General features: G+C 55.5%; 19 protein-coding genes. 3 read left to right on the forward strand and 16 right to left on the reverse strand.

Annotated features, from left to right (window positions below; genetic code table 11):
- Positions 1-648: 648 nt before the first annotated feature.
- On the reverse strand, positions 649-1,545 hold the full coding sequence (locus tag C451_RS22185; RefSeq protein WP_152420498.1) for a hypothetical protein: 897 nt from the start codon (positions 1,543-1,545) through the stop codon (positions 649-651).
- A 361-nt stretch (positions 1,546-1,906) separates the two neighbouring features.
- Between C451_RS22185 and C451_RS19060 the strand changes: the two genes are divergently transcribed.
- Positions 1,907-3,277: an IS4 family transposase gene (locus C451_RS19060; protein WP_007743233.1), complete on the forward strand. Its 1,371-nt coding sequence runs from the start codon at positions 1,907-1,909 to the stop codon at positions 3,275-3,277.
- A 224-nt stretch (positions 3,278-3,501) separates the two neighbouring features.
- Here C451_RS19060 and C451_RS19065 read toward each other — a convergent pair whose 3' ends face one another.
- From C451_RS19065 to C451_RS19075, 3 genes are all read right to left on the reverse strand, one after another.
- Positions 3,502-3,711 (reverse strand): hypothetical protein, encoded by a 210-nt coding sequence (locus tag C451_RS19065; protein WP_007743234.1) that lies wholly within the window; start codon positions 3,709-3,711, stop codon positions 3,502-3,504.
- A gap of 9 nt (positions 3,712-3,720) precedes the next feature.
- Positions 3,721-4,452 (reverse strand): DNA polymerase sliding clamp, encoded by a 732-nt coding sequence (locus C451_RS24435; protein WP_049913249.1) that lies wholly within the window; start codon positions 4,450-4,452, stop codon positions 3,721-3,723.
- A gap of 756 nt (positions 4,453-5,208) precedes the next feature.
- Positions 5,209-5,745 (reverse strand): hypothetical protein, encoded by a 537-nt coding sequence (locus C451_RS19075; protein WP_007743236.1) that lies wholly within the window; start codon positions 5,743-5,745, stop codon positions 5,209-5,211.
- A 251-nt stretch (positions 5,746-5,996) separates the two neighbouring features.
- On the opposite strand from C451_RS19075, the gene C451_RS19080 reads away from it, so the two are divergent.
- Positions 5,997-6,239 (forward strand): hypothetical protein, encoded by a 243-nt coding sequence (locus tag C451_RS19080; RefSeq protein WP_152420499.1) that lies wholly within the window; start codon positions 5,997-5,999, stop codon positions 6,237-6,239.
- Positions 6,240-6,241: 2 nt separating this feature from the next.
- On the opposite strand, the gene C451_RS19085 is transcribed toward C451_RS19080, so the two are convergent.
- From C451_RS19085 to C451_RS19135, 10 genes are all read right to left on the reverse strand, one after another.
- Entirely contained in the window at positions 6,242-6,616 is a 375-nt protein-coding gene (locus C451_RS19085) for a DUF6908 domain-containing protein (RefSeq protein WP_152420500.1), read from the reverse strand.
- 89 nt (positions 6,617-6,705) lie between these two features.
- The gene (locus C451_RS19090) at positions 6,706-7,005 is read right to left on the reverse strand and encodes a hypothetical protein (RefSeq protein WP_007743239.1); all 300 of its coding nucleotides are present in this window, start codon (positions 7,003-7,005) and stop codon (positions 6,706-6,708) included.
- A 73-nt stretch (positions 7,006-7,078) separates the two neighbouring features.
- Entirely contained in the window at positions 7,079-8,806 is a 1,728-nt protein-coding gene (locus C451_RS19095; protein WP_152420501.1) for a DNA cytosine methyltransferase, read from the reverse strand.
- Complete coding sequence (locus C451_RS19100) at positions 8,799-9,146, reverse strand: hypothetical protein (RefSeq protein ID WP_007743244.1); 348 nt, start codon at positions 9,144-9,146, stop codon at positions 8,799-8,801. The genes C451_RS19095 and C451_RS19100 overlap by 8 nt, the downstream gene beginning before the upstream one ends.
- Positions 9,143-9,535, reverse strand: a complete 393-nt coding sequence (locus C451_RS19105) for a hypothetical protein (RefSeq protein WP_007743246.1) — start codon at positions 9,533-9,535, stop codon at positions 9,143-9,145. Before C451_RS19105 ends, C451_RS19100 begins: the two co-directional genes overlap by 4 nt.
- Complete coding sequence (locus C451_RS19110) at positions 9,532-9,861, reverse strand: hypothetical protein (protein WP_241431261.1); 330 nt, start codon at positions 9,859-9,861, stop codon at positions 9,532-9,534. Before C451_RS19110 ends, C451_RS19105 begins: the two co-directional genes overlap by 4 nt.
- 120 nt (positions 9,862-9,981) lie before the next feature.
- On the reverse strand, positions 9,982-10,425 hold the full coding sequence (locus C451_RS19115) for a hypothetical protein (RefSeq protein ID WP_007743250.1): 444 nt from the start codon (positions 10,423-10,425) through the stop codon (positions 9,982-9,984).
- A gap of 109 nt (positions 10,426-10,534) precedes the next feature.
- A complete protein-coding gene (locus tag C451_RS19120; RefSeq protein WP_007743254.1) occupies positions 10,535-10,843 on the reverse strand; it encodes a non-histone chromosomal MC1 family protein in 309 nt (102 codons plus the stop codon).
- Between the two features lie 434 nt (positions 10,844-11,277).
- On the reverse strand, positions 11,278-11,610 hold the full coding sequence (locus C451_RS19130; protein WP_007743255.1) for a hypothetical protein: 333 nt from the start codon (positions 11,608-11,610) through the stop codon (positions 11,278-11,280).
- Positions 11,611-11,879: 269 nt separating this feature from the next.
- Entirely contained in the window at positions 11,880-12,581 is a 702-nt protein-coding gene (locus C451_RS19135) for a hypothetical protein (RefSeq protein ID WP_049913247.1), read from the reverse strand.
- A gap of 348 nt (positions 12,582-12,929) precedes the next feature.
- On the opposite strand from C451_RS19135, the gene C451_RS21210 reads away from it, so the two are divergent.
- A complete protein-coding gene (locus tag C451_RS21210; RefSeq protein WP_152420502.1) occupies positions 12,930-13,214 on the forward strand; it encodes a phage repressor protein in 285 nt (94 codons plus the stop codon).
- A gap of 49 nt (positions 13,215-13,263) precedes the next feature.
- On the opposite strand, the gene C451_RS19145 is transcribed toward C451_RS21210, so the two are convergent.
- Both C451_RS19145 and C451_RS19150 read right to left on the reverse strand, forming a co-directional pair.
- On the reverse strand, positions 13,264-14,352 hold the full coding sequence (locus C451_RS19145) for a DUF6610 family protein (protein WP_152420503.1): 1,089 nt from the start codon (positions 14,350-14,352) through the stop codon (positions 13,264-13,266).
- 60 nt (positions 14,353-14,412) lie between these two features.
- Positions 14,413-15,351 carry an N-6 DNA methylase gene (locus C451_RS19150; RefSeq protein ID WP_007743261.1) on the reverse strand — a complete coding sequence of 313 codons (939 nt, stop codon included), beginning with the start codon at positions 15,349-15,351 and terminating at the stop codon, positions 14,413-14,415.
- Positions 15,352-16,517 lie beyond the last annotated feature (1,166 nt).

Below are 16,517 nucleotides of genomic sequence, written 5' to 3' on the forward strand. Positions count from 1 at the left end.
GGCGTGCACTAAGTGCACGCCGATTTAAACCATTTATTCCGGGTTTCGCTCTGGTTCCGATGATTTGTGGGCTAAAGCGATAACCAGTGATCGAAACCAGCTTCCGCACGTTCCGGGAAGCACTCGCAACGACCACGACGCGTGATCCTGGGATTCGCTTGGTGTACGTGGGTGTAGCGTTTCTACTCCGGAATTTGTGGATTCTGGTGGGGTGGGCAGTGCTCGCCCAGCCGCGGCGCGGCGGGCGAGCACTCCCGAGATGGTTTCCGTTCAAGCGTTTCCGAAAGTGGATTGGCCACGCACTCAATGAGCGACTCGGGTGGATCTGGGAAGTACCGACAAACGGTGTCGGTGTCCCGCTGAGTCACCGTAACGCCGTCGCGGGCTAATCCAGCCCGCGACAGGCGAGAGTGTTCGACGAAGAGCGACGGCTCCGTTCGAATCCCTTGTTGAGAAGGTTTCTTTCGGTGGCTATCGATATAGGATGGCTCGAAAAGGCTACTCATCGATCCAAGCAAGATACTGTGCTGCGAAAATCGGTGCAAAATTATTCAGCCACAACGACAGATTGGGAAGTACCGAGGATAGGTATGCAGGAGGCTTTGACCGGAAAAAATGAGTAATCATTCAATACTGACTGATATACTCTCATTTTTTTCCAAATAAAGATTCAAGAACAGTCAATATCAGGGGTAAGTATGATACAGTTAGAAGAGTCAACCAGATATTTCTGATTCTTTCTGTTATTTCTTTGATTTTTGCACGAAGAAATACACGCTTGACCGGCTTCAATCCAGAAGCATCCAGAGGACGAGACTGAATATCAACTTTGGGTATGGTGTTCATAATTCTAATTCCCTTGTGGTATATCCATGGAGATATTTGGGAAATGGTATCCTGTCGGAAGTATGGTGTGAATGTATCATCACTACCATGAAAACTAACTGATGGTAAATTTTCTAGTGAATTGCTTGGTCCAAAATCCTGAGGATTTATTATTTGTGTCCATGGTGAGACAACTTCAAAGCAGGGGCTTTTTGATAGTTCACTTCCTTTAATTATATGAATGAATTTTACCTCTGTGGCTCCTCTACTGGCAATCTGCTTAATGAACAAGCTGAAATTTATTCCGTACCACCTTCTAGGGTGCCCATCAGGAGCCATATTTCCTATCTTAGATTTGCCATGGAATATAATGTCTTCTTCTTCAGGTCGGATAGTGTTGGCCCACTCACCCTCTTTGTCTTCTCTTTTCAAGAAGGATCGTCTAGAACTGTATACTCGGTGTTCTCCAGTATCTACATAGGCCAGTGTAACTAGTGAGAGATCCGCAGCTACTCCATTACCAAAATTAGACATTTTCAAGGTCGCATCATCCCGATCCCACTCAACACTACTAACCTCAAGAAGAGCTTTGTTGTCAGCAGCTAATTGTTCTTGCTGACGTTTGTAGAGAATCGCTAACAAGAGCGAGACAAATACAGATCCTAATGCCCCAATTGTTTGACTCCACTCAAGTACCCATTCAGGTGGGACAAGGCTCATTGACTAAAGCTTCAGGCGCTTCTACTTGTAGTTTGTACCTTCTGTGGGAACAGTCACGCGAAAGGGGAGGACAAGTTATCCTCCCAAAATGGAGTTACGAACTAGAATGTTCTGAAACTCACTTGGTCTGATTGGCGGATTTGGTCCGGTTCCGCCTACACCGGATGAAGGAAGTAACGACTTGCTTCCAGATAGGATTGAACCGAGCAAATTGGATTAGGATTGCCAGTCCCAGCAATGGTTGATTGCAAAGTGGTAGGGATCACCCGTTATCGCCTAAGCCGATTTCCCGTAAGATCGACCGATTTTACTGGAACTCTCAGACAGCAGATTCCTTTCCGCGATTCCGCTCCGATGACCTATGCAACGATGGATCGATCGGATCGTGCGGGAACTCCGAACGGTGCTGCCAGGAGAGGCGGTGGCGCGAACCTCTCGCGCCACCAGCCTCGTCGAACGAAATCGTGAGATTGGACCGGTACCGTTTGTCTGGAGCTTTCTCTTCGGAACGACACAGCCAGATGGCTCTGTAACCAAGGTACAGGACTTCTACAAGACGTTTACTGAACACAACGCAGCGTACTCGTCGATCCAGCAATGGATCACACCAGAGCTCAAGACTCTCCTCACCGAGATCATTGCGCACCTCAGCGTCGAACTCGGCGGAACAGAGCACTCTCTGGGTGGTCGGTTTGATCGCTTCCGCGATGTCTTCATCGCGGATGCGACCGACTGTACGCTGTCGGCGGAGTCCTTCGAGGACTTCCCCGGCTATGGTGACGATCACGCTGGAGCACGGCTCCACGTGATCGAATCACTCACATCGCGTGCTCCGTTTTTCACGTCGATCACTGATGTCCGTACCGGCGAACTGAGCCAACTCGAAATCGGTGACTGGATGGCTAATTCGCTTCTGTTGGACGATCTCGGCTACCACGACTACGGGAAGATCGCGCAGATCGACGAGCAGGGTGGTTGGTTCGTGAATCGGTTGAAAGTCGATTCAAACGCGCCGATTACGGACGAACTCAGGAGATGGCGCGGCAACGCCATCTCCTTGGAGGGTAGAAACCTCCAAGACGTACTTCCGGACCTCCATCGCAGCGAAATCGACGTGACCGCGAGCTTCGACACACTGAGTTCGGAAAGTGACCTGCTCCCGCGTGAGTTCCGCCTCGTCGGACTTCGTCACGACGAGGCAACTGACGGCGACGATGCACCTGACGCTGACCATGACTACCATCTGTATGTGACGAATCTGCCGAGAAAGTGGTTCAAGCCGCGAGAAATCGCGGCTTTGTATTCCAACAGATGGAGCGTAGAAACGCTCGTCCAGGAGGCGAAATCGGTGTTCGGGTTGGACGAGATTTCTGTTCGGCGGACGGACGCGATTGAGTGTTTCATGCTCGCCTCGATGGTGATGGTGCTGCTCAGCCGGTATCTGCTGCGGCAGATACGAGCAGGGCTCGGATCTGCCTGTTGTGGCTCAGTTGAGGAAGAGACGGAAACGCAACCGATGTCGTTTTCAAAGCGACTGCAGTGGTACGGAACCGATGTTCTGGAGACGTTAGCCCAGCAGTTCGGCTATTCGTGGGATCCCGGGTTAGCGATCATCGAGGGAGCGATTGACCGGAATATGAATCGCCACGCGCTCACAGAGCGAGTGGCTCATGGAACTGTTGATCCAGATCTGACGAACGCGAGTGAACTGGCGACGATCCGGCCCGGCTGACTGTCGTCAGCCGAGCCGGGAAAGCCTCGCGTTGAGTGGCAACGCTCCCAATTCGGCGCGCTTCTGAAAGGAAACCGACGTGAATTCAGTTGACTCCAGCAACATCGGTCACGACTCGACTCTTCGTTCTCCATCTTTGAGAAATTCTGCAGCAATCAGCAGGCCAGATTCCTCACAGAGCACTCATTCTGACCTAAAGCGATAACCAGTGGTGGCTGGTGCGCTCACTCGGTCGTCGATTCGTCTTCGAGCTCGACGATTTCCACAACCCGGAGTGGACACTGGTCGTCGTCGACGCTTTGTCCTGTCTGCTCTTCGATGTACTCCTCGGCGGCGCGCATTGTCCAAAACAGGTCATGACAGGTGTCGATCTCGGTGTTGACGAGCGTCGGACAGGAAAATTTCGAGTCGCGTTCACCGATTGTGGCGTACATGGATGGTGTTCAGTCGCTTTGGATTCGCGGTGCGACCATGAATTCGACATCCACCGCCCCATCAGCCAACTCGAAGGTGAGTTTGATCGGGAACTCTTCACCGAGCTGCATCCGAACGACAGTATCCGACGGAATTGGCTTGCGGAGATCCTTCAGATACTCCAGACTGAACAGTGAATACGCACTCCCCCAGTCGGCGTCTTCGAGATCGTCGCCGGAGAGTTCGAGATCGACATCGTCGGTATCGCCCTCGGCATTGGCGATGAAGCACTCCTCGCGCTCGTCAACCTGGAGGGTGATATGGTCGGAGACCATATCCGCAGCCCGAATCGCTCGCTTGAACTCGGCTTCATCCATCGAGACTGTGGCGGGCAAGTCCAGGTCCGGAATATCGGGCTCTGCTCGGATCGACTCGGGATCGATCAACGCGAGCGTGTATTCGACAGCGTTGACCTGCACGTCTAGTTTCCGGGTTTTCGGATCGAGATCGAACTGTACGAGGTCGTCATTGTTGTCAGCGATACCGACCACCTCGTCCAACCGTTCGAGATTGATACCGATCTCGCCACAGTCCGTGTCGTAGGCTTCGAACGCATCAGCGGACACGTTCTCATCGATCATCGCCACGTTGGCCGGATCGACCGCACGAATGACGAGCTCATCCGTATCGAGGTGGATGCGACACTCATCGACGATTGCGTGCGCTGCGTCGATGACCTCCTGGAGGTGGCCGACTTCGATTGCTGCTTCGAATCGGCCAACATTGCCCGTGGGGAGTGACTCTTCTTCCTCTCGTTCGGCCTCCTCTTCCGTCTCTTCGTTCTGCTCGATCGCGGTGTCGTCTTCGACCGTAGCAGCTGTCTCATCGGTTTCGGCGGGAGCGGTCGGCATGTCGCTTTCCGAAGAAGATACCTCGTCTTCGCTCTCGTCTTTGACCCCGTTCTCGTCGTTGACGCCCTCACTGCTCTTGCTCTCCTTGCTGCGGTCATTCTCGTCAGCGTTGGAAGCGCTGTCGTCAGAATCGTCTCCCGTGTCTGGGTCTGCGTCGATTTCAGGATTGTCGGTCTCCGTGTCCTGCACGGGATCGAGATCGGCGACGATGTTTTCGATGCCGTCTTTGAGGACGCCGTTACCCTCGACAGTCCCATCGGGACGGATGCGGTAGGACTGGTCAAGCTTCTCGGCGGCAACGGTTTCGCCGTCGTCTTCGACTTCGACGGTCATGCCCTTCTGTTCGAGCTCGTGTTTGAGCGCACGGGCCATTGCCGACGTGTCGATAGCGTCGTCACTGCCGCTCTCGGACGGATCGTGGCTATCTCCAGATTCGGGTTCTCGGCTGTTATCGACAGAGTTGTCGGTCGGTGCGTCTGTATCAGAACTGCTCGTGGTACCTTCGGTCATGGTTTTGGATGTCCTCGTGCGGACGTGTTCGTCTCTATCTGTCCGCGCACCCCTCTCGGGGAAGAAAAACGAGGGTCAGAATGCTCGATACGTGGCTCACCAGCCGGCTTCTCGTGATGGGAGTGTCATCTCGTCTCTGTCGACATCCGGGTGGCAGTCGGCGATTTGCTCGAGTGCATCGATGGCGATGGCTGCCCCACCAACCATCGAGCACGCTTGCTCACGGACGGTTTCGGCCTCCGACACTCGCTGGTGGAACTCTTCACCGGCACTCTCGGTCGCGATGGATAGTCCTTTTCTGAACAACGTCGCCACGGCTTGACTCGCCTGTGGAGCGTCACTCGGAGTTTCGTGAAGGTGATCGAGAGCCTGTTCTTCAGCGTCAAGTTGATCGGCGAGTACACACACCTCTTCGCCAGTGAACGCTCCAATGGCGTCTTCGTAGGCAGTGCGAGCCGCCACGATATCGCTCTCGATATCGCCAAGCTGGGCGTCTGCCTGCGTTACGATACGCTCGATATACCGTTGAGAGCCTTTGGCTTGCCAGAGCGCACGGGTACCGAGCTGGATGGCAGTTGGCAGAAAGTCGTCAACGACTGGTCCGTGTCCGGGTGTCGGTGTGGATTCGCTCATGTGAGTAGTCTCCGCGCGGACGTTCTCCTCCGCGCACTCCTCTCGGAGAAGAAAATCAGGATAGAGCGCTACTCGCCATCTGGAAGGCTGACATCAGCTTCGGGGACGACAATCCCTTCGACTGGGGCGTGCCCGATCTGTGTTAGGAGCGCGCCACAAGTGCGACACCGGAGATCATAGCCGAGCTTGTGGCATGGCGTCAGCAGTTGGAGTCGGTCGTCCGAACCGCATTGTTGGTCGCTTTCGGGATTTTGACAGCGGGGACAGTCTTCGATCTCGGTATCGGGAGCATCAACGAACTCGTCGAGGTCCTCGTGAGCGATGCTGAGATATTTCGGCGAGTCGTCGCGAAGTCGTCGACCGGGACGATTCGGTCGGTCGGGACGATTGATCACGAATCGATCGTCGAAGTCGTCGATATCATCGATTCGCTGGTCGAATTCGACGGTTTGCTCTTCTGTGTCCGCTGTAGCCGATACGTCAGGCTGACGTGACTTCATTGGACCACTCCTACAAACCCTTGATTTCCAAGATTTTCGTCCCATTGCTTGATGAATTCACTCAAGTCAAGCCCGGATTTGTCATGTTGATAGATACCGCAATCGTCCTGTTGGTACTCAACAGCCGTCCAGCTATCGTTTTCTTCGATACGAAACACGATTTCAGGATCACGCATCAGATCGCCACGTTGTGTGTAGTAGTGAGCGACTGAGAGACGGTCAGAGCCGACTTTCTCGATCGTGAGTTCGTGGTAGCCTTGGCTTTGGATCGTGTAGCTCTCGTTGAGTTCCATCGCTTCGAGACTTTCGACGCCTTTTTTCTTGAGTATCTTTTCTATTGATTTCATCGTCTCCATTTTTGAATACCTCATGTCTCTGAGGAGAGAAAACAATCCTCTACCAAAACCATTGAAACAGCTACCCCAGTAGAGAGTCCTTGCTGTTCACGGCGAGGAAGACATTACGGCAGTTTTTGGACTTCTTGATAGATATTGCTACGAGTGTAATCTGGATGGTTATGCATCTGTGTGACCACGATGTATTTTCCAGGTTCGGTCGTAACGACGATCACTCGGCCATTTTTAACGAGGTGGTACTCACCGCTGTCGCCCTTCTGATACACTGCCCCGGGCTGGTTTCGAATATTCTCAAATAATTCGCGTACCGAATAAAGACGGTATACCTTTGATTTCGCGGTGTCCGTGATGATAATCTCGCGCTGTTCGGCCTCTTCGGATCCTTCGGATCGTTCATCACTCATTTGCTACTGTGGATTGTCAGACCTTTCATTCGTGTCTCTCGATAGACCATATCCGTGGTGCCCGTATTGCTGCTCATTCATTTTCTTCCGTTAGACCATGGCTTGCTACCTCACGTTCTCCACCATCAGCAATCGATTTTTCGCCAGTCGATGTGTAGCTGAACAGCGTTGGATCTCGCTCGGAGAGGAGTTGCTTGCACAGCGCTGTGGCAAGGTTCACGGGGACCGCGTTTCCGATTTGCTTGGTGGTCTCGGTCTTGTTGCCGACGATCTCGTAGTCCTCGGAGAAGCCCATTGCCGCCGCGAGTTCGCGTGGTTGGAGCATCCGAAAGCGAATGTCCACCCCCCACGGGAAGGCTTCAGGACAGATTAGGGCGAATCTGTCTTTCGTGGTGATGGTCGGTATTGGGTCTTCGATTGGCTGCGCGCCACCATTTCCGTAGTACTCAACGAGGAACGGTTGGGCGAGATACGGATCCGATCCTGTTGCAGTCACCGTCGGTAGTGGTTCATCGATGTCGTGTGTCCGTGGCGTCTGCCCTTCACGCTCGCTGTAGTACGGGACGAGATATGGCGTCACTAGGTGGCCGTCGTGATTTTTCGCCGTGACCGTGTGTAGCGGTCGCTCATCCGGTTCGTAGGTAGCGTTGCTGTGGAGGCCACGGTATGCGCCGTTGCGTGGCAGAACAAACGAGCGTGCGCGGGGCTCGATCAAGCTGATCGCTCCCCGCGTTGCGATGGTTGGTACAGGTGCCTCGCTGACGTTTTTCGGCCGTGCATGGGACTGCTGACCGAGCAGGTATGGGCTACAGAGGCTGAACTGCTGGCTGTCGGCTGTGGGTGTATCGACTGACGTCGTACCTTCCTCCCCCGTTGTGATTTCGGAGTATTTCACGAGGAACGGGTCAGAGTGCCGCTCGATGGCCGTTTCCAGCGTATCAGGTTCAGTCACCTCGACAGCGTTTTCCTGTAGTGCCTCGACGTCGGCTTTTCCTAGTTCTGCGACGGCGTTCGCGAATGGCTCGATAGCGTCGTCGCTGTGTCGGCGGATACCCTCTGCGATGCGCTGCATCGTATTGTTGACGAGTGGACGGTCGCGCTGCCAGATGCTCTCGCCGCGCTCGGACCAGTCGATGACCTCTGCTGCTGGTCGCCACGGTTCGGTTCCGGATGTCTCTCCGTTCTCGCTGTGGGTCGGCTCGGGCCATTTCGGGCTACCTTGCCGAGAGCCGACGACGAACAACCGTTTCCGACTTGTCGCATCGCCGTAGTCTGCGGCGTTCAACACCCGCCAATCGACGTTGTAGCCCAGTGAGTGGAGAGCATTGATCCACGCATCGAAGGTTTCGCCCTTTTTCGATTCCATCGGTGTGCCGTCAGCCCCGACTGGCGACCAATTTTCGAATTCCTGAACGTTCTCGATGATGAAATGATCGACATAGAGCTTCTGCAGCCAATCGAGGACGTGCCATGGTGATGCCCGCTTCTGTTCGCTAACTGGCCGCCCACCTCTGGCGTTGCTGTGATGAGTACACTGGGGACCACCAACCAGGATATCAACGCGCTCGGTATCGAACACCGAACGCGGGTCAAGTTCTTCGACTTTCGCATGGTAGTGATCGGCCCAACTGTGGTTGCGCTCGTGCGTTTCGATGGCGCGCTCCCAATGATTCACTGCGGCGAGTTCGACCTCCCGATCGAGGTGTTCGCAGGCTTGCGCGAGCCCCCACGAGAGACCACCAGCGCCGCAAAACAGATCGACTGCACGAACGGTATCGTCGCGACGGCGTCGGTCACTCATCGACATCACCCGCCCTACTGGCTACACTCTCAACGGTTTCGAACCAGATTGTCGGCAGGTGAGCGTCTTTCGCCCAATTGTGTTCGCGCCCGAAGCTTGTCGGGACGAACCGTGCTTCGAACAGCAATGTTGCTGCAGTCTCTGGAATATCCGACCCCTCCCACGCCGTTTCCTGGTCGAGTTTCGAGAGATCGAACGTCAGCCCGATGGCACGCTCGCGATCCGAATCGACGCTGTAGATGAAGTCGATCTCGCGGAGCGCCATCACGAGCTCGTCCATATTTCGTGCTTCGACGCTCCGGCCGTCTCGAATTGGCTGCCGATCCTCGTCGTCAGTCATCGTCCATCAACCTCTGCGAATTGCTGTGCTCGCTCGATATCGACGACCTCAGTCCAGTGGTCGGCTCGCATCTCGTGGGCCAGCATGTCCTTCACGACAGTGGGGACTTCGTACGGCGCGGCTGCTCCCATCGGATCGAATTGATTGCTCTCGGCCAGTCGGTGCGACCGGAGGATGCCGATGGCTTCGCCATTCTCGAACACGTACCGATACCGGATATCGCCCTCGCTGCTCGTGCGGTCGCGCCCACGGTGGATGATCTCGATCGAGTGGCGTTCTACCTCGGCCACGGGTGGGCGGTCCTCGGATTCTTGGACTTGTTCGTCCGCCCAGACGTGATCATCGGGGATTTTGTACTTCGTCTGGCGGCTCGCTTTGCTGTCGCTCATTGGTGAGCAGCCTCCGATTGCTCGGTGAGCACACGTTCGATGAGATCGTATTTAGCGGCCATGTGTGCAAGCTCCGCAAGCTGCTCGGTAGGCGCTAGTTCTGCGAAAAGTGCGGCGGAATTGTGGCCCGATGTATCTGCGATCACGTCTTCGGTACGAGTCGAGACGGCGATGATTGCGGCGTTCGTCCTTGGTTCTTCTATATTTCCGATGACCTCGTGCTCGCCAACTGCTTCGTCACACCGTTTTTCAACAGCGTATTCAGCGATCTCGCCAACCCCCTCAATGGTTGCCTCACGAAGCGTTTCGTAGCACTCGTCGAGCAATTCGAGATAGAGATCTCTGTCAGGCTGGTTCTCCGTCNCCCTCAATGGTTGCCTCACGAAGCGTTTCGTAGCACTCGTCGAGCAATTCGAGATAGAGATCTCTGTCAGGCTGGTTCTCCGTCATCGTTGTCCTCCGTTGTGCGGCGATCCAGTGCCTACGCGTGTATCGTCGGTAGCGACCAGTTCGAGGAGTCGCTGCTGGACATCGCCAGCGACGAGTCGGCGTGCCTGCTCGGCGAGTCCGTGAACTGGATCTTTGTTGTTGATCCGTTTCCAGTCGAACCCATCGAGTTCGTACTCACTGTGCTCCAAGATCGAGAACGGATTGTCGAAGCTCATCCGTTCGATCACTTGCAGATGGCCGAGAACTGTGTTGTAGTTAACCGTCTGAATCGTGCCTGTCTCGTCGGCGAGTCGGGGGAGGATCCGTTCAGCGAGCGTCTCGATGCGCTGGTGGTAGGTCGCTTTTGAGAGATGAGCAACGGTTTCGGCGGCTGGATACTGTTGCTGTTCAAGCTGTTCAGGCTGTTCAGTAGGCGATCTGGACTGCGTGTCGTGACTCATTGGCTCTTTCCTCCACCCCTCTGGGGAAGAAAAATATGGATACGATGGATCACGACACTCCACCATGTCTGTGTCCGCAATTCGTCCGGATACGGCGGGGAGGAGAAGACTACTCGTCGAGGAACTCGATGCCCTGTTTTGCGACGTTGGCTTCAGTGATGGTGCCAGAGAGCCATTCCGGACCATCTTCGGGTGCGTCCTCCTCCCACGCCCATCCCTCGTAGATATGGAGTTTGTTGGTCCCACGTTCACGGAGGCGGAGCTCCTGCCGGTCGGCGTCTGCTTCTGACGGTCCGGGGGTCAACCGCCGAGCGGCTTTCAGGGCTGCCTGCCGTGGATAGTTCCCAACGAACGCGCTGGGTTCACTACCATCCGCTTCGCGCAAACCGAAGCTTCGTTTGCCGTCTTGGCGAACCATTATGTATCCCTCTAATCACGTTACTGACAGGGTGAATATAAATGCACCGGCAAAATCGAGAGAAAGCTCTTGAATCGCAATCACAGATAGGTAAAAGATACCTATTGTTGTTCGCGGAGTTCTGTTGCGCGCTGGTTGAGCAATCGAAGGACTTGTTCACGCTGTTCGGTGGCGTTCTCATGGGCGACGTACTGCTTGACCGTCTTGACCGAGCGCATGCAGGCAACGCCGCCACNGGACTTGTTCACGCTGTTCGGTGGCGTTCTCATGGGCGACGTACTGCTTGACCGTCTTGACCGAGCGCATGCAGGCAACGCCGCCACGAATCAGCCGAAATTTGGGTGTATCGAGCAACTTCTCTGGTGGAAGCTTGTCGAGGATGTGTTCAGAATCCTCTCTCCCGCCGTCAGTTCCGATTCTTGCCTGCCCGTCCATCAGTAACCCTCCGTGGCTGGAACAGAAGTATTCTCGCTGGCTGGTGGTGCTTGTGGAGTGTCTGTCCAACTGTCGTGCTGTGCGATCGCCGCTGCCAAAACCGTCGCAACGCGCTCTTCGAGTGGCCCTTGCTCTGGAGCGGTAACCACCGTATTGAGTTCGAGGACATCTTCGAGCGACACGCTGGAGTGGTGACGGTGATACTCGCGGAGTACGGTCGCTTTCATGGTCTCGCTGTCGGTGTCTGCGTCAGTCAGGGCTGCGAGAGCGCGGTCACGAATACTGGTGTGGCGGTTGCTTGCGGTCTCGGCGGCACGAGTCGTGTACGACATATCAATTTTCCTCCATTCCTCGACGAGGCAAACAAACTAGGTGCGGACTGTCTCGCTACTGTTCTAACACTTTTGAAGAAGTGGACAGACGGTTTCGGCTGACACTTGTCGTCAGTGACTGAGCTAGCCTCTCTGTACTCTCACCTACTGTGAGGCTGTTTGAGGCAGTTCACCCGCCAGTAGCCGACCGATGCATACACCTCGTCCATCCATGGAACGATTATTCCTGTTATCGAGCTATCGTTTGGCAGGCGGTTCTCTGACGGGGATCAGCTTGTGGCCGCTGACGACGAGCGACAGTCGCCACTCCTGGCTGAGAGAGACTCGATCAGCATCTTGCCGTGGCGGGAGTGATCGATGAATTCGATGCGCCCCTTGGAGAGCTCTTCGAGTGCTTCGGCAGCACGGTACACTTGCCGCCATGCGAGCCCCTCGCCGGTTGCTGTCCGAAGGAGTGTCTTGAGATCATCCTTGAGGACACGCCCCTTTGGTGTCTTATCGGACCATTCTCCCCAGTGTTCGAAGATCGAGACAGCGCGTTCGATGGAGGGGGTTACATCGATCCCGGTCTCATCGGTATCCATCACGGAAATCCGCTCGATGGGGGCCATGTCCGTGTGTTGTTGGGAGGTTTCCGCGTTGTTTCCGTTGTCTGACTCAACAGGCATTTCCACATCAGCGAGTTGCTCCTCAACGTCGACGATGTCCTCGATGATGTGCCCACGGCTGGCTTCGGCGCGTTCGAGTTCGCTCTGCAGTTCGTTCTGGTCGGCTTCGGTGTCGTCAACCCGTTCTTCGAGCCGTTCGTGCGACGACCGAAGTTCGTGGTTCTCTCGTGCGACCGCGTGAAGCTCTTCTCGGTGACGCTCGCGATCGGCTTCGAGTTCGGAAACGCGCTCTTCGAGAGCGACAATTCTCTCGAACAGCTGTTCGTCGGACTGTGCGGCTGCCGTTCCGCTGGATGCGTGCATGCGTGTGACTCTTGTCGTCCCGTGTGAACGCCGACGCCGGGAACGTCGCCCCCGAGAGATAGCTGTCGCTCGTGAGAGGGCAAACTATATGACCTCGGAGGCAGAAGGGGTAGCTGTCCAAACGGCCCCTTCTGCGCGCGGTTGTGTGCCTAGCTTTGCGTCTGCAATCATCACCCCCTTCTATATATGACTTGCCCTACAACCCTCCTGACAGATGGGTCCGACAACGATATCGATGCTGTGTAGGCCGATATCGGATACAAGGACACCCGATCGGTAGTTCTAATCCCGCACATTCCTGAATCTGGGCAGTATCAGATGTATCGAAGAGTGAACTGGCTCACAGCGATGGATTATCCGATTTTGCAGTTCTTAGCGGATCTTGACGGCTATTGGATCAAGCCAGCGAGTATGTGTCTCAATCTACCATATGGACGACAAGCCGTCGCAAGCCATTGTGCGACGCTTGCAGAGCATGGTCTCGTCGAGCGGCATACGGACGTTGCTGCCTATCGGATTGTCGAAAAAGGCCGTGCGTATCTTCAGAATGAACTTTCAGTCGAGGACCTGCAGGAACCCTCTGACGAGAATGAAGATAAGGATGAGGACGAAGATGGAGACGAGAATGGCTGAACCCGTCGCAGAGATGTTGTCCCTTCACTGATTTTGTTCGCGACGATTCTTAGGAGCTACTACAGACAAGCCCGGCGTGGTATTCGACGTATGCGCGTTCGGTTTCGGATTGATAGGCGAGCGTTTGTCCGTTATCGTAGTCAGTGACAATCGCATCTTCGAGTGCTTCGCGTTCGCGAATAGTCTCGCCGCTGGCTGTGAACACTGGGTCGTCTGGTTCACGCACAGCGGGTCCGCTACTTTCGATCGGTGTTTCAGTTGGCCAGACCCCCCGCTCCTGCCAGAATTTTCGCATCTCGCGGAGGCTTTTTCTGACGGTTTCACGGATTGAGAGCTGATCGGCCGCCTGCCAGCCGTTACGACTCCAATATTCGCCGAGATATGCGATACGTTGGGGGCCGTTCCAATCGATTCCGATGATGTTTGCGGGCGGATCGCCGGTAATCGTTGGCTGTGTCAAGCGCTGTATCGCCTCGAACTGTTTTGGAGGACTCGCACCAAGGAGATGAACGCGCCGCCCTCGCCAATCGCTTATCGTGCTGATGTCTGTTGCCTGGATGTCTGAATATCCCATCGGGTAGCCCAGAACGAACTGTTCATCGATGATTTCGAACGCCTCGGGACACTTCGGGACGATCACGAACTCGGTGGTGGGAAACTCGTCGACAAGCGACCGGGCGAGCTGAGTGTAGTCGCGAGCCTGTTCGGGCGTCGAGACATCGCCGAGAACACACACCCACGGCTGCTCAGGAAGTTCTCGGATACGTGCAACGTATCGGTCGGCATCGGGGTCGCGAAAATCGTTATCGACCATCAGAACGGGTGTCTCGACGTTTGCGAANGGAAGTTCTCGGATACGTGCAACGTATCGGTCGGCATCGGGGTCGCGAAAATCGTTATCGACCATCAGAACGGGTGTCTCGACGTTTGCGAAGTCGTCGATTTGGAACGAATAGTCCTCGCGGATACCGGGGAGAAAGCCGAGATCGTAGGCGTCGGTGGCGAACGGATGGCGGTGGAGAAACGCCACGTATTTCGCTCGACGTGCAGCAGCGATGTCATCGGCGTCTCCAATCGCTCTTGAGTCCGCTTGTTCTNCGGTGCCGACTGCTGGTGCTGGCGGATGGGGTCGTGACATGAGAGAACATCCGAATCCGAATCGGACACTCCCCACACCGAGTGAGAAATTGAGCTGTCCTCACTGGTCAGCACCGCCATCATCGTCGGTGAATGCAGCGAACTGGGCCTGCTGCGTATCCAGCTCTACGTCTACGTCGATCTGGTCATTCTGTTCTCCAGCCTCGTCCGCGCCATCTGCTGCTGTGGGCGGTGACGAACCGTCAGCAGATCCATCTTCCGAGGTGGACAGGAATTGTGGAGGCTCGCATTCCTGGATTGGCGCACCCATCAGCCCTTTCGAGGGCCTGACCTTCCATGCGGCCGTCGGATCGGCTTTGAGCGAATCGCCGTGAATCGCAAAGCCAGGAAGCCCTCGAACTGCGAAGTTGATCGCGGTCATCTTGGTGCATCTGCTGTCGATGTCCTGACCGACAAACACCGCTGCGTATGGCGATTCAGCATATTCTTCGAGTTGTTGTCCTGCACCGACAAGGAGACCGCCACTCCCGCAGGTGGGGTCATGGATCGTGATCGGGTCGTCTGGGGTTGTGCTCTCGATCTGCCCGCCGGCGGGGAGCATCATCCCACCAAGCAATCGTGCGACGTGCGGTGGCGTGAAGTGCTGACCATTTTCTTCGGATGGAGCACCGTACTCTTGGAACAGACAGCCGAGCACGTCGGCGTCGGTCTGTTCNTGCTGACCATTTTCTTCGGATGGAGCACCGTACTCTTGGAACAGACAGCCGAGCACGTCGGCGTCGGTCTGTTCCATCGCTGCGAGCAAGTCGGCGAAGGCTTCCGAATATGCTCTGAAGACAGTTTGCGTCGTCTCTTTGCCGAAATCACTCTCGTATCGGTTGGCCATCTCGCCGTGGCTGTCGTCGTCGCGTTGCAGGCTCGCGAAGATGGTATCGATCCAGTCGCGGAACACGCGCGACCAGCCGTGGCCGGTCTGCTGATGCACGTCGTTGAGCGAATCGAGAACTGGTTTCGTGTAGGTGTCGTCGAGATAGGGCATATGGGTTTCCACCCCTCTGGAGGAGACAAACGCGACCCGCTGATACTACTCTCCGATTTCTATCGGCTAATCTAAACCACAATCCAAAAAAAAAACATTCCAGCTGCTTACTGGAATTCTGACTTGTGAGGGGCTGCGATCAGACTGGCATCTGCTGATTCGTTGCTCCCTTTCTGCTCCTCGTTCGTGTTGCTGATGGTCTCTTCGCCCCCGTTCGTCCCCGAAGCGCTGGCTGTTGATTCGGAAGCAGTCGTCTCAGCCTCATCGGCGCTTGTCGCTTCGTTTGGCGCTGAGTCTTCGTTTCCGCTGTCTGTCGAGCCATCGATTGGTGGTGCAGGTGGCGTTTCTGTGGCCGTTTCGGTTGGTTCGGACGTTTCAGTGGCTGTGTCGGTAGGTGTTTGCGTTGGAGTGGGTGTTTCCGTTGGTGTCTCGGTTGGCGGTGCGGGTGGAGTTTCGGTAGGCTCTGGTGTTTCTGTCGGCGTGTCGGTTTCGGGCGGTTCTGGTGTTTCTGTTGGTGTCTCCGTTGGCTCCGGTGTCTNGTTTCGGTAGGCTCTGGTGTTTCTGTCGGCGTGTCGGTTTCGGGCGGTTCTGGTGTTTCTGTTGGTGTCTCCGTTGGCTCCGGTGTCTCGGTTGGCGGTGCAGGCGGTGTTTCGGTAGGCTCTGGTGTTTCTGTCGGCGTTTCAGTTGCCGTTGGTGTCTCTGTCGGTTCCGGGGTAGCTGTTGGTGGTTCTGGTGGAGTTTCGGTAGGCTCTGGTGTTTCTGTCGGCGTGTCGGTTTCGGGCGGTTCTGGTGTTTCTGTTGGTGTCTCCGTTGGCTCCGGNGTTTCGGTAGGCTCTGGTGTTTCTGTCGGCGTGTCGGTTTCGGGCGGTTCTGGTGTTTCTGTTGGTGTCTCCGTTGGCTCCGGTGTCTCCGTCGGTTCGGACGTTTCAGTGGATGTTTCAGTAGTTGTCGGCGACTCTGTAGCTGTCTCTGTTGGCTCCGGTGTTTCTGTCGGTTCGGATGTTTCAGTGGATGTTGATGTGTCGGTCTTGGTTTCGGTGTCTGCCTCAGTCTCAGATTCAGGTGTTGAGTCTGTTGAAGGTATCTGTTTAGCGGAACAGCCAAGGAGAAATCGTAGCTCTCAGGGAAGAGCAGGACGAACAGCCGCTAATCGTGCTTTCCGGGCC

Origin of the sequence: Halococcus thailandensis JCM 13552 (genome assembly GCF_000336715.1) — an archaeon.
Classification (GTDB): Archaea; Halobacteriota; Halobacteria; order Halobacteriales; family Halococcaceae; genus Halococcus; species Halococcus thailandensis.

What these genes read in the sequence shown, in the direction of transcription:
- C451_RS19135 (WP_049913247.1), bottom strand. Translation starts at nt 12,581, where the DNA reads ATGCACGCATCCAGCGGAACGGCAGCCGCACAGTCCGACGAACAGCTG.
- C451_RS19085 (WP_152420500.1), bottom strand. Translation starts at nt 6,616, where the DNA reads ATGAGGTATTCAAAAATGGAGACGATGAAATCAATAGAAAAGATACTC.
- C451_RS21210 (WP_152420502.1), top strand. Translation starts at nt 12,930, where the DNA reads ATGGATTATCCGATTTTGCAGTTCTTAGCGGATCTTGACGGCTATTGG.
- C451_RS19115 (WP_007743250.1), bottom strand. Translation starts at nt 10,425, where the DNA reads ATGAGTCACGACACGCAGTCCAGATCGCCTACTGAACAGCCTGAACAG.
- C451_RS19075 (WP_007743236.1), bottom strand. Translation starts at nt 5,745, where the DNA reads ATGAGCGAATCCACACCGACACCCGGACACGGACCAGTCGTTGACGAC.
- C451_RS19120 (WP_007743254.1), bottom strand. Translation starts at nt 10,843, where the DNA reads ATGGTTCGCCAAGACGGCAAACGAAGCTTCGGTTTGCGCGAAGCGGAT.
- C451_RS19060 (WP_007743233.1), top strand. Translation starts at nt 1,907, where the DNA reads ATGCAACGATGGATCGATCGGATCGTGCGGGAACTCCGAACGGTGCTG.
- C451_RS19100 (WP_007743244.1), bottom strand. Translation starts at nt 9,146, where the DNA reads ATGACTGACGACGAGGATCGGCAGCCAATTCGAGACGGCCGGAGCGTC.
- C451_RS19090 (WP_007743239.1), bottom strand. Translation starts at nt 7,005, where the DNA reads ATGAGTGATGAACGATCCGAAGGATCCGAAGAGGCCGAACAGCGCGAG.
- C451_RS19105 (WP_007743246.1), bottom strand. Translation starts at nt 9,535, where the DNA reads ATGAGCGACAGCAAAGCGAGCCGCCAGACGAAGTACAAAATCCCCGAT.
- C451_RS19065 (WP_007743234.1), bottom strand. Translation starts at nt 3,711, where the DNA reads ATGTACGCCACAATCGGTGAACGCGACTCGAAATTTTCCTGTCCGACG.
- C451_RS19095 (WP_152420501.1), bottom strand. Translation starts at nt 8,806, where the DNA reads ATGAGTGACCGACGCCGTCGCGACGATACCGTTCGTGCAGTCGATCTG.
- C451_RS22185 (WP_152420498.1), bottom strand. Translation starts at nt 1,545, where the DNA reads ATGAGCCTTGTCCCACCTGAATGGGTACTTGAGTGGAGTCAAACAATT.
- C451_RS19130 (WP_007743255.1), bottom strand. Translation starts at nt 11,610, where the DNA reads ATGTCGTACACGACTCGTGCCGCCGAGACCGCAAGCAACCGCCACACC.